Source organism: Nocardia spumae (assembly GCF_020733635.1).
GTDB classification, from domain to species: Bacteria; Actinomycetota; Actinomycetes; order Mycobacteriales; family Mycobacteriaceae; genus Nocardia; species Nocardia spumae.
In genome coordinates, this window is sequence record NZ_JAJFZL010000001.1 from 592,434 (window position 1) to 608,432 (window position 15,999).

Annotated in this window: 13 protein-coding genes and 2 pseudogenes; 8 read left to right on the forward strand and 7 right to left on the reverse strand. The window is 63.4% G+C overall.

The genetic code is table 11. The features are described from left to right. The first annotated feature begins 82 nt into the window (after positions 1-82). The 5 genes from LKD76_RS02455 to LKD76_RS02475 all read left to right on the forward strand — a co-directional run bounded on the left by LKD76_RS02455 (position 83) and on the right by LKD76_RS02475 (position 5,205). A complete protein-coding gene (locus LKD76_RS02455; RefSeq protein ID WP_227979295.1) occupies positions 83-733 on the forward strand; it encodes an HhH-GDP family DNA glycosylase in 651 nt (216 codons plus the stop codon). 388 nt (positions 734-1,121) lie between these two features. Then, entirely contained in the window at positions 1,122-2,969 is a 1,848-nt protein-coding gene (dnaK, locus tag LKD76_RS02460) for a molecular chaperone DnaK (RefSeq protein ID WP_227979296.1), read from the forward strand. Next, positions 2,966-3,592 carry a nucleotide exchange factor GrpE gene (gene grpE / locus LKD76_RS02465; RefSeq protein ID WP_227979297.1) on the forward strand — a complete coding sequence of 209 codons (627 nt, stop codon included), beginning with the start codon at positions 2,966-2,968 and terminating at the stop codon, positions 3,590-3,592. The genes dnaK and grpE overlap by 4 nt, the downstream gene beginning before the upstream one ends. Before the next feature lie 51 nt (positions 3,593-3,643). Continuing rightward, complete coding sequence (gene dnaJ / locus LKD76_RS02470) at positions 3,644-4,816, forward strand: molecular chaperone DnaJ (RefSeq protein WP_227979298.1); 1,173 nt, start codon at positions 3,644-3,646, stop codon at positions 4,814-4,816. After that, complete coding sequence (locus LKD76_RS02475) at positions 4,816-5,205, forward strand: heat shock protein transcriptional repressor HspR (RefSeq protein ID WP_227979299.1); 390 nt, start codon at positions 4,816-4,818, stop codon at positions 5,203-5,205. Before dnaJ ends, LKD76_RS02475 begins: the two co-directional genes overlap by 1 nt. 56 nt (positions 5,206-5,261) lie before the next feature. On the opposite strand, the gene LKD76_RS02480 is transcribed toward LKD76_RS02475, so the two are convergent. Further along, positions 5,262-5,852 (reverse strand): Uma2 family endonuclease, encoded by a 591-nt coding sequence (locus tag LKD76_RS02480; RefSeq protein ID WP_227979300.1) that lies wholly within the window; start codon positions 5,850-5,852, stop codon positions 5,262-5,264. 661 nt (positions 5,853-6,513) lie between these two features. Further along, positions 6,514-7,023 carry a DNA-directed RNA polymerase subunit beta gene (locus LKD76_RS02485; RefSeq protein ID WP_227979301.1) on the reverse strand — a complete coding sequence of 170 codons (510 nt, stop codon included), beginning with the start codon at positions 7,021-7,023 and terminating at the stop codon, positions 6,514-6,516. A 307-nt stretch (positions 7,024-7,330) separates the two neighbouring features. Between LKD76_RS02485 and LKD76_RS02490 the strand changes: the two are divergent. From LKD76_RS02490 to LKD76_RS02500, 3 genes and pseudogenes are all read left to right on the forward strand, one after another. Then, positions 7,331-7,849, forward strand: a pseudogene (locus LKD76_RS02490) (helix-turn-helix domain-containing protein); the annotation flags it as partial. Between the two features lie 168 nt (positions 7,850-8,017). Then, positions 8,018-8,224: a DUF397 domain-containing protein gene (locus LKD76_RS02495; RefSeq protein ID WP_227985064.1), complete on the forward strand. Its 207-nt coding sequence runs from the start codon at positions 8,018-8,020 to the stop codon at positions 8,222-8,224. A gap of 109 nt (positions 8,225-8,333) precedes the next feature. Continuing rightward, positions 8,334-8,489 (forward strand): annotated as a pseudogene (locus LKD76_RS02500) (DUF397 domain-containing protein); the annotation flags it as partial. 290 nt (positions 8,490-8,779) lie between these two features. On the opposite strand, the gene LKD76_RS02505 reads toward LKD76_RS02500, so the two are convergent. From LKD76_RS02505 to LKD76_RS02525, 5 genes are all read right to left on the reverse strand, one after another. After that, positions 8,780-9,577: a hypothetical protein gene (locus LKD76_RS02505; RefSeq protein ID WP_227979303.1), complete on the reverse strand. Its 798-nt coding sequence runs from the start codon at positions 9,575-9,577 to the stop codon at positions 8,780-8,782. A 905-nt stretch (positions 9,578-10,482) separates the two neighbouring features. Further along, positions 10,483-12,801, reverse strand: a complete 2,319-nt coding sequence (locus tag LKD76_RS02510; protein ID WP_227979304.1) for a TPR repeat domain-containing protein — start codon at positions 12,799-12,801, stop codon at positions 10,483-10,485. Beyond that, positions 12,798-13,148 (reverse strand): type VII secretion target, encoded by a 351-nt coding sequence (locus tag LKD76_RS02515; protein ID WP_227979305.1) that lies wholly within the window; start codon positions 13,146-13,148, stop codon positions 12,798-12,800. The genes LKD76_RS02510 and LKD76_RS02515 overlap by 4 nt, the downstream gene beginning before the upstream one ends. A 497-nt stretch (positions 13,149-13,645) precedes the next feature. After that, positions 13,646-14,431 carry an FAD-binding oxidoreductase gene (locus LKD76_RS02520; RefSeq protein WP_227979306.1) on the reverse strand — a complete coding sequence of 262 codons (786 nt, stop codon included), beginning with the start codon at positions 14,429-14,431 and terminating at the stop codon, positions 13,646-13,648. A 204-nt stretch (positions 14,432-14,635) separates the two neighbouring features. Beyond that, positions 14,636-15,793 carry a globin domain-containing protein gene (locus tag LKD76_RS02525; protein ID WP_227979307.1) on the reverse strand — a complete coding sequence of 386 codons (1,158 nt, stop codon included), beginning with the start codon at positions 15,791-15,793 and terminating at the stop codon, positions 14,636-14,638. Between the last annotated feature and the right edge of the window lie 206 nt (positions 15,794-15,999).

Below are 15,999 nucleotides of genomic sequence, written 5' to 3' on the forward strand. Positions count from 1 at the left end.
GCGGGCCGGCGGTTTCATCCGTTGCCGCGGGGTAGAACCACATCGAGAGCAATCGCCGGGACCCACGAGAGCAGGTGACGGGATGAGCGCGCACGACGACCGGATCGCCCGGGAACTGCTGGACCGAGCCGGGACCACCTATGCCGCCGAGGCCGGGATATCGCTGGCCGACAAGCCCGCCCCGCTGTTCCAGTTGCTGATGCTGTCCCAATTGCTCAGTACCCGGATATCGGCGCGGATCGCGGTGGCCGCGGCGCGCGAGTTGGTTTCGAGCGGATACCGCACCGCGCAGCGCGTCGCTGACGCCGACTGGCAGGAGCTCGTCGACGCGCTGGGGCGCGGCCACTATCGCCGCTACGACGAATCCACCGCCACCCGGCTCGGCGCCAACGCGTCGATGATCCTCGATCACTACCACGGTGACCTGCGCGAACTGGTCGGGGAATCGGATCGAGACCCGGTCCGGCTGGCCGAGCTGCTGCAGCGGTTCCACGGCATCGGACCGACCGGCGCCGACATCTTCCTGCGCGAGGTTCAGGATGTGTGGACCTGGCTGCGCCCGCATTTCGACGAACGGGCGCGCCGCGGCGCCGGCCTGCTGCACCTGTCCGAGGATCCGGCCGACCTCGATCGGCTGAGCCGCGCGGGGCGCGACGCCGAATTGGCGGCCGCGCTGGTCCGGGTGAGCCTCGACCAGGACCTCGCGGGCCGGGTGCTCGCCGCGGCCGGGTGAGAAACCCACGTGATTCCGCGATAAGCGCAGGTCGCGGGCGGTTTCGCCGCGCCGTCCGGTGAGGCGGGCACGGTCCCTCGAATCCGATCCGCGAAATTTTCCGTCCGGCCGGGAATGAACTTCCGGCCCCGCTCGTTGAGCTGATCAACGCAAGGTTGAGCGTAATGGACTCAAGTCTCTGGTTGACTCCGAGCGGATCGGAGTGCAGGATTGAGCCGACCACGCTCAGTGTTGCTGAGGACCGTGCTCCGTGCGGTGTCAGGGGCCGAACCGTCAGGTACGGCAAGACCCTCGGGTACGGCAAGGTCCGACCCGGTGCGAGACCTTCGTGCCGAGCAGGCCCACCCTGCACCACCCACACAGTTACATCACCAAGGAGGAACCCACTATGGCTCGTGCGGTCGGTATCGACCTCGGGACCACGAACTCGGTCATCGCTGTTCTCGAAGGCGGTGAGCCGGTCGTCGTCGCCAACTCGGAGGGATCGCGCACCACTCCGTCGGTCGTCGCGTTCGCCAAGAACGGCGAGGTACTCGTCGGGCAGCCGGCGAAGAACCAGGCGGTCACCAACGTCGATCGCACCATCAAGTCCGTCAAGCGCCACATGGGCGAGGACTGGACCGTGGAGATCGACGACAAGAAGTACACGGCGCAGGAGATCAGCGCCCGTACCCTCATGAAGCTCAAGCGCGACGCCGAGTCCTACCTGGGCGAGGAGATCACCGACGCGGTGATCACCGTGCCCGCGTACTTCGAGGACGCGCAGCGCCAGGCCACCAAGGAGGCCGGGCAGATCGCGGGCCTGAACGTCCTGCGCATCGTCAACGAGCCCACCGCGGCCGCGCTGGCCTACGGCCTGGACAAGGGCGACAAAGAGCAGACCATCCTGGTCTTCGACCTCGGTGGCGGCACCTTCGACGTCTCGCTGCTGGAAATCGGCGAGGGCGTCGTCGAGGTTCGCGCCACCTCCGGTGACAACCACCTCGGTGGCGACGACTGGGACAACCGGATCGTCACCTGGCTGGTCGACAAGTTCAAGGCCAGCTCGGGCATCGACCTGACCAAAGACAAGATGGCCCTGCAGCGCCTGCGTGAGGCGGCGGAGAAGGCCAAGATCGAACTGTCGTCGAGCCAGTCGACCTCGATCAACCTGCCCTACATCACCGTGGACGCGGAGAAGAACCCGCTGTTCCTCGACGAGCAGCTGACCCGCTCGGAGTTCCAGAAGATCACCTCCGATCTGCTGGACCGCACCCGCGCGCCGTTCCAGTCGGTGATCAAGGACGCCGGTATCTCGGTCAAGGACATCGACCACGTCGTGCTCGTCGGTGGCTCCACCCGTATGCCCGCGGTCTCCGAACTGGTCAAGGAACTGACCGGTGGCAAGGAGCCCAACAAGGGCGTGAACCCTGACGAAGTGGTTGCGGTCGGAGCGGCTCTTCAAGCCGGTGTGCTCAAGGGTGAGGTCAAGGACGTCCTGCTGCTCGATGTGACCCCGCTGTCGCTGGGTATCGAGACCAAGGGCGGCGTGATGACCAAGCTCATCGAGCGCAACACCACCATCCCCACCAAGCGGTCGGAGACCTTCACCACCGCCGACGACAACCAGCCGTCGGTGCAGATCCAGGTCTTCCAGGGTGAGCGCGAAATCGCTTCGCACAACAAGCTGCTCGGCTCCTTCGAGCTGACCGGCATCCCGCCGGCCCCGCGTGGCGTGCCGCAGATCGAGGTCACCTTCGACATCGACGCGAACGGCATCGTCCACGTGACCGCCAAGGACAAGGGCACCGGTAAGGAGAACACGATCAAGATCCAGGACGGCTCCGGCCTGTCCAAGGAGGAGATCGACCGGATGGTCAAGGACGCCGAGGCGCACGCCGCCGAGGACAAGGCGCGTCGCGAGGAGGCGGAGACCCGCAACCAGGCGGAGTCGCTGGTTCACCAGACCGAGAAGTTCATCGCCGACAACGCCGACAAGGTGCCCGCCGACACCAAGGAGAAGGTCGAAGCGGCCATCGCCGAAGCCAAGGAGGCACTGCAGGGCAGCGATATCGCCGCGGTGAAGTCCGCGGTGGAGAAGCTGGCCACCGAGTCGCAGGCCCTGGGCCAGGCGATCTACGACGCCTCCGCGGCCGAGGGTGCGGCCGGTGACGGAGCCGAGGGTGCCGCCGGCGCTTCCGATTCCGATGACACCGTCGTCGACGCCGAGGTCGTGGAAGAGCCGGAGAAGAAGTGACCGAACAGAACCCGAAAGAGGAGCCGGTCACCATCGTCGACAACCGCAAGATCGATCCGAACGGTGCAGTGCAGGGTGATGTGAGCGAGGGTGCGGCGTCCGACCAGGACGCCGCGGCCTCGGCCGGCGAGGAGGCTCTCGCCGACACCATCAGCGCCGAATTGTCGGAGCGCACTGCTGATCTGCAGCGGCTGACCGCCGAATACGCCAACTACCGACGCCGCGTCGACCGCGACCGCAAGGCCGCCATCGATTCGGCGAAGGCCGGCGTGGTCACCGAATTGCTCGGTGTACTCGACGATCTGGATCGCGCCCGCGCCCACGGTGATCTCGAGTCCGGACCGCTGAAGTCGGTCGCGGACAAGCTCGCCGACGCGCTGCAGAAGCAGGGCCTCGAGGAATTCGGTGTCGAGGGTGAACCTTTCGACCCGACCCTGCACGAGGCCGTGCAGCACGAGGGTGAGGGCCACAACCCGGTGATCGGTGTGGTCATGCGCAAGGGTTACCGCTTCGGTGATCGCGTCCTGCGCCACGCGCTGGTCGGCGTCACCGACGGGGTGGCGGATCTGCTCGGAACATCGGACACTACGAATGCCGGCCGAGATGCCGACGGTGCCGAGTAACACACAGCCGCCGGCTGTGCCGCGCGACGGCATGAAAGGAGGAGATGCCCGGTGAATCGGGAGTGGCTGGAAAAGGACTTCTACAAAGAGCTGGGTATTTCCTCCAGCGCGTCCTCCGACGAGATCAAGAAGGCCTACCGCAAGCTGGCCCGGGATCTGCATCCGGACAAGAATCCGGGAGATACCAAGGCCGAGGAGCGTTTCAAGGCGGTCAGCGAGGCGCATGCCGTGCTGGCCGATCCGGAGAAGCGCAAGGAGTACGACGAGGCTCGGCGGTTGTTCGCCAGCGGCGGTTTCGGCCGCGGCGGCTACGCCCCGGGCGGCGGCTACACCGGCGGTGGCGGATTCTCGAACGAATTCAACCTGGGTGACATCTTCGGCGGCGCGAACGCCGGAGCGGGCGACGGTGGCCTGGGCGATATCCTCGGTGGCCTGTTCAACCGGGGCGGTACCCGGACCACCTCGCGGCCGCGGCGCGGCAGCGACGTGGAAACCGAGACGACCCTGGGCTTCCGCGAGGCCGCACAGGGCGTCACCGTTCCGCTGCGGATGACCAGTCCGTCGCCGTGCACCACCTGCCACGGCAGTGGCGCCAAGCCGGGCACCAGCCCGCGAGTGTGCCCGCACTGCAACGGAAGCGGCGTGATCAGCCGTAACCAAGGCGCGTTCGGGTTCAGCGAACCCTGCGACGACTGCCGCGGTACCGGCTCGATCATCGACGATCCGTGCACCGACTGCCATGGCACCGGTATCCAGAATCGGACTCGCACCATCACCGTGCGTATCCCGCCCGGGGTGCGCGACGGTCAGCGGATCCGGCTGGCCGGACAGGGCGAGGCGGGTCTGCGGGGTGCCCCCGCGGGCGACCTGTACGTCTCCGTGCACGTCAGCCAGGACAAGGTGTTCGGCCGTAACGGCGACGATCTGACCCTGGTGCTGCCCGTCAGTTACAGCGAATTGGTGCTGGGTACAACGGTTTCCGTGCCTACACTGGAAGGCAGAGTCGGGGTCAAGGTGCCACCCGGCACCGCCGACGGCCGGACGTTGCGGGTGCGTGGGCGCGGTGTGCCCAAGCGCGGCGGCGGCGCCGGCGACCTGTTGGTCACGGTGAAGGTCGCGGTACCGCAGAAGCTGGACGACGACGCCGCCGAGGCGCTGCGGCGCTACGCGGAGGCGGAGAAGGTCGGCGGGTTCGACCCCCGTGCCGGTTGGGCAGGTGCGTAATGAACGGTGATCCGAAGAACCGGGCAACCGGCACCGAGTACTTCATGATCTCGGTGGCGGCTCAGCTGGCGGGGATGCACGCGCAGACGTTGCGGACCTACGACCGGCTGGGATTGGTTACGCCGCAACGCACATCGGGCGGCGGGCGGCGCTATTCGTCCCGGGATGTGGAGCTGTTGCGCGAAGTGCAGCGGCTGTCCCAGGACGAGGGCGTGAACCTGGCCGGAGTCAAACGGATCATCGAACTGACCAACCAGGTCGAAGCGCTACAGCAGCGCGTGGGTGAACTGACCGCCGAGGTCGATCGGCTGCGCTCGGGTCACCGGTCCGTTCCGCCCCAGCACAGCACCGCTCTGGTGGTGTGGCAACCGCGCAACAAACGGCGGTAGGCGAAATAGGCTGTGCGACAGCGCTCCCGGACATCCCGGGAGCGCTGTTCGCTATCTCAGGGCTGTTCCAGAACGTCGAAGGGGATGGTCACTTCGACGGGCTCGTCGAGCAGCAGAACCCGTCGGTGCACCGCATGCGCCCGGTATCGGCGGCCGGACCAGTCGAGGCGGTATTCCTCGATCTCCTCGATCCGTTCTTCCTTCTGATCGAGCCGGACGATCAGATATCGCGGAATGCCCGCGGATGCGTACTGAATGCGTTTGTCGGTGATATCGGCATCGATGGTCGATTCCGAGGTCACTTCGACAATCAGCAGAATGTGTTGCCGCACGGTATTCACGTCGTAGGGCTCGCAGTCCCGCATCCAGATGTCTGGGTAGCGGATGTTCAACCGCCGATCGGCCGCGCTGGACTCGGCATCGGCGAAACGGGCGGCCACGTCGGAATCGACCACCATGCACGGTCCCCCGTCGCGCCTGGCCGCCTCCAGCAGCCCCGCCAATCTGCATACCACCCGGCTGTGCACCGCACTCTGTGCCATCATGCGGACCACACGGCCGTCCACGATTTCGATGTCACCGAGGCCCGAGGTTGCTCCTGCGGCGAACTCTTCGGCCGTTACGCGCCGACCGTCGGGAGCGCTCATACCGTGCATCATTGCAGCCTGAACCCGCCGCGGCGAGCGAAGCTTCGGACGCGATCATCACAGCGGGCGTCATGCGGGGGTCTTCGAGAGTGTGCTCACGCCGTCGGTGAAGATGATCATTGTTCGCAGGTGTACTCACGGCCTACTCCCGGATTCCTGGTCGGCGAATCACGGCGGATCGCCTCTACCCAATACCGCAACGGCATTCCCCGGCCACGTGATCCCCGAACTAATCGTGCAAACCACGCCTCATTATGGGGTTTTCGCGGAATCTCGTCGAGGTTTGCACGATCTGTTCGGGCTGCGACAGGACCAGCAGAGTGTTTGCCACACCCAGCCGAGTGCCGTCGCAGTACTGAAGGGTTGGTGAGGCGTGCTCCCAGCCGGTGGCCTGTATTGCGGCCCGACTCCCGTGCAAGCGTCCGCCGGGTATCCGCGGCCGACATCTCATGCAGTCTGGACAGGACCAGCTCGTAGTCGCGTTCGGTGTCGGTGCGCGCGGGCCATTGCGATTCCAGGTGGTGGCAGTAACTTTCGAATGCCAGCCGTCGCTGGACGGTGGCTACGGTCAGGCCCGGCTCGCGTGGTGGCCACCAGCAGCCGACACCGATGAGAACGCCGCACATGGTCACCATCAGCGCAGTCGTGATCACGAACATGATCAGTTCACCTCATCCGGTGCCGCGAGGTCTGCTCCCGCACTGAGGTAGTGCTGCCGGGCGAAGTCGCGGATGAGCTCGATCACCAGAGCCGCCGACGGTCGAGAATCGCTGGGCGGCAGTTGTTTCCACACCCGATAGCCGTCCTCGGGATCCGTCGGCGCGGGCAGAGCGACGCTGGCCCCGATCGGCGCGATGGTGACCGAGCGGCGATACATCTCGGCATACAGTTCGTAGTCCTCGAACGGGATATCCGGTTCCAGCAGGAAGGTCCATCGCCGGCTGTGGGTGTGCAGGATGATCGGGCCGGTCGCGGTGCCGCGTGCGGTCAGTGCGTCCAAAACACGCCCGCCGAGAGGCTCCGGCATCGTAATCGCTGCTATAACACCAACTTTCACGACGATGCGGTTAGCATAGGGTTCAACCGAGGCTGGTAGGCCGTACCGTTTTCGGTAGAAGTCGCGTCTGCCGTACGCACTATCGGTCGGTTCCGAAACCGGCGATTGATTCATGGGTACCTCACGAATGTCGTTGGGGTAGCGATCCGGTGGCGATCACGGTCCGCGTAGTGGCGACGCGGCGGCGGGGTGATTCGGCCGCACACAGGAAACAGCGCGTAGAAGCCTTGTGGAGGCTGAAAATGGGGACCCGGAAAATCGGTGCGAACGCGCAGGGTGGTTCCCGAAACGCATGCGAAATGGTTCCCGATTCGGGAGCCGATGACCACCCGAAGGGGGGAACACCATGACCGACCGTGACAGCAGCATCACCCGCCGCCAGTTGGGGCGCTACCTTCGTGAAGCCCGTGAGGCAGTCGGGATGCGCCTGGAAGATGCCGCAGCCCTGATGGAATGGGGTAAGAGCAGCCTGCAGCGTCTGGAGAAGGGGCAGAACCAGAAAGTTCGCATCCGCGATCTTGATGGCCTGATCGAAATCTATGGGATAGAAGGAAGACAAGCCGATGGACTGCGCGGGCTGGCGCAGGAGGCGGCGGAGAAGTCGTGGTGGCACGAGTTCGGCAGTTCGATACCGCCCACCTTCAGTGTGTACATGGGGCTCGAGTCTGCGGCTCGTCGGTTGACGTCATATCAGCCCGACCTCGTGCCCGGGCTGCTGCAGACCGTCGATTATGCTCGGGTGCTGGTTCGTGATGCGTTTCCCGACGAGTCCGACAAGGAGATCGAAGCGAGGGTAGCGCCTCGAATACATCGCCAGCATCTGATCTTTCGAAAGCGGATGCCGGTCGAGATCGACGTGGTGGTTTCCGAGGGCGCATTGCATCGTGTTATCGGGAGCCGTCACATCATGGCCGAGCAGCTGCGTCATCTGGTCGATGTCAGCACTCGACCGAACGTCAGTGTTCGGGTACTTCCCTATTCAGCCGGGATGCCGACCGGCGACCTATCGTTGAACGGTACGCACAGGCTCATGCGCAGCTTCGACAAGCAGCGCTGGGTGAAGCCGCGTCCAGGGACCTGTTGCGGGTGGGAGCAAGGGAGTGCAAGCATGAATATTGATCTGTCCGAAGCGAACTGGTTCAAGAGCAGCCGCAGCGGTGGAGCAAAGGAATGCGTAGAGGTAGCATTCCTGGACGGTGGACTGACCGGAGTCCGTGATTCGAAGAACCCGGCCGGTCCGGCGTTGTTTTTCACTCCCGGCGAGTGGGACGCCTTCGTGAAAAACGCATCGTACGGTGCTCTCGACTTGGCGTAAGGGCATCCGGCACGGGTTCGAGCCGACGGCGAACTTGCTCGAGCTCGATGCCATCCCGGTGCGGGAATGACAGCGAGCGCGTGATGGTGGCGAATACTATTGCCACACACAGGGTTTGAAGTTTGTAGAGGTCGCCTGGCTCACCAACGGTCCTGTCGGCGTTCGTGCTTCGAGAAATCCTACCGGACCGGCGCTGATTCTTGTCGCCGACCAGTGGGATGCGTTCAACGCAGGTCTGCAGGCAGGACGCGTCCACCGCTCGTGACCAGCCGCGCTCAGCGGATGTGGCACCCACTACCGACGAATGTCGGTGGTGGGTGCCGGGGTCCTCAGTGATTCCCGGGCGTTCGTGGTGATCTGTGCGAGCAAGTTAGGGCACTGCTCCTGTGGTATCAGTGTTTCCTACCGGATCAGAACTGGAATCCTTCGAACTCTTTCTTGTAAGCCTCATCCCTCAGGGATCGCGGTTCGAGCATGACCGCGTATGAGAAATCCTCGCAACAGTGCGGGAGCCCCGGGTGATGCTCTGGCTGGGGTGGTTCTACGCTGTCACGCCTATCGTTGTTCGGACGGGCCGATCCATTCGGGATACTGCACTGCGACAGGATGGATTGGGGGTTGATAGTCCGGTGGTGAGGTCACGAATTTGCCATGCGGTGGACGGGTGAATGTGGGAAATTGTTGTATCCACCAATCCATACATGCATCGGGGTTGGCATAGTTCACGTAATTCTTGATGCGGGTGACCTGCCAGCTGCCGAATATATTCCAGGTAGGTGACCAGTGGCCGCTGGTGGCGTGTCCTGGTTGGTTGCCATCGGGAATTCCCGGCGGCCCAGGTGTTTTTCCGGTGTTTGTCAGCTGAATTTGCGTCGAATCGTCCAGCACCCAAGGGGAATCTGGCTTCCCCGCTGCCGATGGGATGACATAGCTGCACACATCTGCAGAGATTTGGGTTTCGCTGGCAGAGAAGTTTGTGATGTAGTTGTAGAAGGTCCATCTCCCTGGGTTGGCAGGGTCATTGATCTCGGACCACACCAACCTTTCCGACTTGTCTTCATTGTGCCAGGAGACTGGAGCGCCTACGGCCCGGTTGTAGCCGGGGTAGGAACGATCGACTCCCACGTAACGCGTGTAACGACCGGCCTCGTATGTGCCACGAACGAGTTCTGCTCCACGGGAGAACAGGTCAACGCCCCGGTCTGCGGACCATACATGCGTGTACGGAATCGCGGGCTCCGGTTGGGTATGTTCCGCATGGGAGGATTGTTTCGTCGATGAACAGCCCACGGCCAGAATGAGCATGAGAGCGATGGGCGAAAAAGTCATGTTGTGGCGGCGATGCAATTTCATTATTTGGCCTCGAGGCTGTGCGAGTGAGTTCATCGTAAGCCATCTGGAAAATCTGAGGGTTTCCCATCCCGCACATTGTCGTGTCGACTTCAGTGCTTCGGGACTTCCTTATCGCTGTTCGGACGGCCCGATCCATTCCGGGTACTGCACTGCGACAGGATGGATTGGTATTTGAAAGTCCGGGGGTGACGTGACGAAGTTACCGTCCGGCGATCGCGAAAAGGTGGGGAATTGTTGTATCCACCAGTCGGCGCATGCAGCTGGGATAGCGCCATCCGCGTATTTCTTGATCCGGGTAACATGCCAACTGTCAAATATGTTCCAGTTGGGTGACCGATGGCCGCTGGTGGCGTGTCCTGCCGGGTCGTCGTCGGGGATTCCAGGCAACCCGGGAGTATTTCCGATATTCGTTAGCTGAACTTGCGCCGAGTCGTCCAGCACCCACGGGGAATCTGGATGGGAACTGTGCGCCACGGAGAGTCCGTAGCTACATACATCTGCGGTGATCTGCGTGTCGCTTGCCGAGTAGTTGACGATATGGCTGTAGTAAGTCCCGGGTTTGATCATTTTGACGTACGGATCCGGTTCGGACCATACCCATCTCTCCGACTTGTTCTCGTCTCGCCATGAAGCAGGTTCGCCGACCGCCTCGGTGTAGCCGGGGTATGACTTGCCGACTCCCACGAACTGCGTGAGGTAACCGGCCTCGAATGTGCCACGAATCAGCTCTGCTCCACGGGAGAACAGGTCAATGCCCTGGTCTGCGGACCATACATGCGTATATGAGATCGCGGGTTCTTGTTTGGAATTCTCCGAATTCGGGGGTGTTTTTGTAGACGAACATCCCGCTGCTCCAACGAGCATAAAGGTAATGGCCGTACGAGCGATGAGGCAGCGGACTTTCATCACTTGGGCCTTGCCGCTGTGCGAGTCACGTCGTCATAAGCGTTTCGGAAAACCTGAGGATTTCCCACTTCGCTCATCATTTTATCGACTACATCACTTCTGTCTCGGTTTTCATAAGAGCCATCACCTAAAATTACTGTCCAGGGTTTCAGTACGCCATGATCGAACAAGATCGAGTAATTCTTCTGGACTTCCGGAGGAATTTCCATCCGGCTCAAGACTTCATAGTTGCGCTGGGAGAAGTTCGGAGCAACGAGCTTCGCATTCTCGGTATCCCCCGGAGCAGACCCGATAATCGCGCTCTTGAGCGAATCGCCTCCTCCGTCGATGATGCTCTTGGTGGCTTCGGTGACCGGTGCGAATTCAGGGTTGGTGGTGCCGGTCATGGTGAGTCCGAACTGGGTCCCGGCTTTGAGCGCATCGTAGACGCGGGCTTTGCGGTCGTAGGCTTCCTTGGCGATATCGTGCTTGTTTTCGTTGGAAGCCTGGATACCGTCCTGCAGCCCGCGATCGGACAGCGCATTGATTCGTCCCGCAGTCGCCAAGTCGGAGTCTGCATCCGGTCGGTGCGGATCGCGGGCGTACTCGGCTTCGTTCTGCAGGATGCGATCGATTGCCGCACCGGTGAACTGCTCGCCTGCCTCCTTGTCGGTGTTCATCAATGCGAACATCCGTTCCGAACCCTCGTATGTCTGGTTATCTGCGGGGTCTATCCAGCTCTTGCCGTCGTCGGTACGAGTTCGGAATCCCGGAAGCTCTTCACGCGGTTGGCCGGCTAGTGAGTCGATGTATGGAGACATGCTGTGGGACAGCTGGCGAACCAGATCCGGATTTCTTTCCCCGGCGGACTGGTTACCACCGACGTCGGCGAACTTCTTCCACTGATCCTCGGTTGAGGCATACTCGCCGAACTTGCTCATGATGTGGCCCGCGCGCGTGGCCGTCGCGACGTCGGCCCGGTTGCTCGGGTCCGTCACCACCGCGTCGCCATCATTGAACTTGAACATGCTCGACGCGGCTTTGCCGTCGTCGCTCCATTCGTGAGTCATGACATCGGTGACGAAATCCTTGCCGTGAGCTTTGTCGGTGACGGCAGCCTCGACAGCGAATTTATCGGGGCCGACTGCTTGGAAGATCGGTTCTGTCACACGGCCATTGGTGGGAACATAGCCGTCGGCGGTGAGGGCCTCGAGGTTCTTGTGCGGGTTCTGCTCGTGTTTGACTTGGGCGTCCAGGTATTGGCGGCCGACATCCATCAGGTGGTTGTCGAGCGTGCTGCCCTGCTTGTAGCGGTCGTCGCCTGCCGCAACGATATTCGCGATGGTTTGGTTGTCGGCGACACCGTTGAGGTTGATGGATTTGGTGCGCGAGGTGTAGTCCTGGCTCACCAGATCCTTGCGAGTCAGCGAGTCGCGAACCTCTTTGGGAAGTTTGTCGAAGTTGCCTTTGCCCGCCGAACCGCCGTCGACTCGCTCGTTGGAAACCAGTTGGAAGGCATTGGCGAGGGCTTGACGTCCGTCGGGCGGCAGCTTGTCCATGATCTGGGCAATCTCCTGGGGGCTTTTGCCGTCCAGGGATCGTGACAGTTCGGTGAGGTATTGCATCTGGGAGGCGGGTATCGTTGCCGCGCCACCGGATTGGAGATCGGCAAGCTGTTCGGGTGACAGTTGTCCGGCGTCGATCAAGCGGGCGATGTCGTCCGGGCTCATGGTGCCCGCGGCGAGGTCTGTGGCGTCGGCTTTGGCTTGGTCGGTTCCCAGTGCGGAGGCGCTGGTGAACTGTGCGGGTAGCCCGGCTGCGGCGGTGTTGAGCTGGTTGCACAGCGCGTCGTTGGCGGACTTCGCTGCCGCTGCGCCGTCGGTGAGGTCGAACAGGAGTTGTTGTATCTCGGCCTTTTTGGCCGCGTCCAACTCGCCCCAGGGTTTGCCGCTGATGACGGTGTTGTCGCTGATCTCGTAGTGGTCCGCGACCGGGGCGGACACGGCGAGGGGGAACCCTTCGCGGGCCAGGGCGTCGAGTGCGGTCTTGGCGCGCTGGAGTGGGGCCTCGATTCCGTACCACTGGTCGTTGAGCAGGCGGGCCAGGCCGCGGACGGCTTCGGTTGCCTCGCCGATGTGTTTGCGGTCGTCGAGCGCTGACTGTTGTGCGGCGTCGGCTCCGGCGCCTTCCCAGTACCCGCCGTCGGAGGTGCGGATCAACGCGTCGTGGTAGTCGGTGAACTTCTGGTCGAGCTTGTCGGCCAGTGTGTTCCACTCGGTGGCGACCTCGACCAGGTCATGTGGACGCCAGGCGCGGATCTGGTCGGGCAAGAGGCTCACTGGCCCGCTCCCGACGTCCAGGCGCCCGTGCTCTGGCGCAGGGTGGCGACAAGGGCGTCCCGGGAGTGCTCATCCTTGGCCTGATAGGCCTTGAAAGTAGTGGACATCGCATCGGCAACGCCCTCCAGTCGTGCCTTGGCGCCCTTGACCAGTGCGTCGTGCAGCACGTTCTTCGTGATCGCGATCGCTGCCTCGTGAGCTGACATGACACCACCGGGCTTACCGGTGTTGAACGCCTCCGCCGCGCCCTTCTCGCATTTCACCTCACCCACGGTGCGTGCCAGATCGCGGACCGAGGTGCTGAGTCGATTCAGCTGATCCAGGTCTGCTCTGAAGGTGTCGGTCATTTACCCCCCCTCATTTCGGACGAAACGTGCAGATGAGTCTAGCTTCACCTCACCCTGGTATGCGTTCGATCCCCTGCGGGCTCCCGCGCTGTCGCGATCCACGAGATCAGCCGCATCGTTGGAGCCGATTTGTGACTGCGTGATGAGGACCGCTTTCCGCATTCGGTTCGGCAACAGACCGTTTCGCTCTTCGAGGCGTCATGCGTCGTACGATCCGCCGGTGAGCGTATGTGCTGCGCCCCCGAAGGAATGGCCGAGATCAATGCCGCCTTCGCTGCATTCGAAAAGCCCGCGCTGACGTGCCGGAAGAGCGACGATTCCGCCTGTCGGACCGATTCGGCGGCCAGGACTTCGAGGGCACCGAGCACAAGGATTGGGTGCGCGAACAGCAAAAAGCTCCGCGGCGAGCCGGACAGCTGACTCGATCGAACCTCACACGCCGCCGAAACGTCGCATCCAGGACAGTGCCGGATCGTTGGACCAACCGATGTGACAGCTCAGAAGCCGTCGAAACAGATTGCGTCCGCCGGAGTTCCGGTATTCACCAGCCGGTCCAGTGTCGCCTGGGTCATGCCCGGCGACCCACACACCAGTACCTGGTGATGCAGCAGTGGTCCCATATCGCCGACCACGTCGGCGAGAGTGCCCTCCATCATCTCGTCGACCTCGAATCCGACGTCCACGCGGCAACTTTCGTACCACTGGTCGACCCAGTTCGGATCGTCGGCGCGTTCCACCACGGGAATCACAGTGAGCCAGGGCATGTCACCGGCCATCAGATACAGCATGTCCGAGGCGTAGAGGTCGCGTGGGGTGCGGCCGCCGACGAACAGGTGGGTGCGTGGTGGTTGCGGGCGGCGGGACAAGTCCAGCAGCAGCGAGCGCATCGGTGCCAAACCCGTTCCGCCGGCGATCATCACGAGGTCGGTGGTGTCGGCATCCACGGTCAGCCAGCCCGCGGGTGCGCTGATCCGCCACTCGTCCCCGGGCCGGGTATCGCTGACGATCGATCCGCTGCACCAGCCGCCGGGCACGGTGCGGATATGGAATTCCAGTTTGCCGTCCAGCGACGGCGGCAGCGCGGGGGAGAACCGGCGGCGCATGCCCGGATGCTGCGGGACCTGCACATCCACCGACTGCCCGGCTTCGAACGGGACGAACTCGCCGATCAGCCGGATCACCGCGAGATCGTGGCGCAATCGGTGGTGGCCGACCACGGTGGATGACCACTCCGTCGGCGCATCGAGCCGGATCTCCCCGGTCTGGTCCGGTCCCAGCGTCACCATTCCTCCTGTAATTTCCGGGACATCCGCGCCCGGTCGGCATGGCGAGCCGCTGCGAGCCGGTCGCTCACCATGCCTCCTCTGGCCCGCGGATACCCCGCGCCCGAAACCCCTTGTACCGATACCGGTTCCGCATATTCCGGCACGTCACCAAGTTACGCCGTCCGTGCCCGGTTGCCTACCGGTTGCCGCATCTCGCCCGACTTACACGGGATCGGTCATGATCACGTGCTCCGGTGTGCCCACTGCCAGCAGTGCCCGCTTGGTGTCGGCGATCATGCGCGCCGAACCGGCGATCTGGATCTGGCGATCCGACCACGATCCGAAGCTGGCCACCAGCGCGCCCAGATTCCCGATCAGCCGGCGGTGCATACCGAACGGCGGATCGGCCGGCGGATGCGGATGCCACCACGGGTTGGATTCGCTCTCGCAGACCGGCACCACCGTCAGCCACGGATTGCTCAGCGACAGCTGCCACATGTTCTCGACATCGTAGAGATCGCACGGGTAGCGACCGCCGATGAAGAAGTGCACCCGGGGATTGACGCCGCGCCGCCCCATCTCGATCAGTTGGGCCCGTAACGGCGCGATGCCGGTGCCGGAGCCGATCATCAGCACATCACGGCCCGATTCGGTGTCGACGTGCAGACCGCCGAGCGGACTCGCGATCTGCCAGATGTCGCCGACCTCGGCCTCACCGACGATGGCGGGGCTGACCCAGCCGGTGCGCACCTTGCGGACGTGGAATTCGATCTCCCCGTAGGGATTGGTCGGGATGGCCGGCGACAGGTACCGCCACATCTTCGGCCGTTGCGGAATGCACACCGGCACGTACTGGCCCGCCTGATACGGGATCGGCTCCTCGGATTGCAGGCGCACGATCGACAGATCGTCGAGCACCCGCCGGTGGCCGACCACCTTCGCCTCCCAATACGGTTGCGAGGTATCGGAATTGGCGCCGATGGCCATCGAAGCCGAGACCAGAATGGCGATATCGCGCCACCCCGCCTCCAGCTCGCGGCTCCAGAAGGGGCCGTTGTAGTTGTGGAACGCAGCGAGGAGTGCGCGCCCGGCGGCATCGTAATGCTCCGTCTCGACCCCGTATTTGCGGTGGTCGAGAGCCAGTTGCTCCAGGAACCGTTGTGCCCGATCCCAGTTCTCCAGATGGTCGAGCACGAACTGGATGGCGGCGACCACCCGTTTCGGCTGCATATCCATCGTGTGCGGGAAGAGATCGCGCAGTCCGGGGGACTCTGCGAACAGATGACTGTAAAACGCGCTGATCAATCGTTCGGGCCCGGTCGGGGCCTCGGTGATCGACCGGAAGTTTGCGCGGACCAGCGCTGCCGAACGCGCATCCACGACGTCGAGCTTCCTTTCCTTCGGTGTGATCCGGCGACGGTGCCGCCGGGTCGATCCGACAGCCGTGCCGCGGGCTGTGCCACCGGCGATCGCCGGCCTCCGGAGACCAGTATCCCTGAAAAGGCGGTGGTCGCACGGTTATGGGCGGAACACGTTACCCAGCACTGTCGCGGGTGAAACGTGTGGACGGCGGCCTCGGGTTCCGG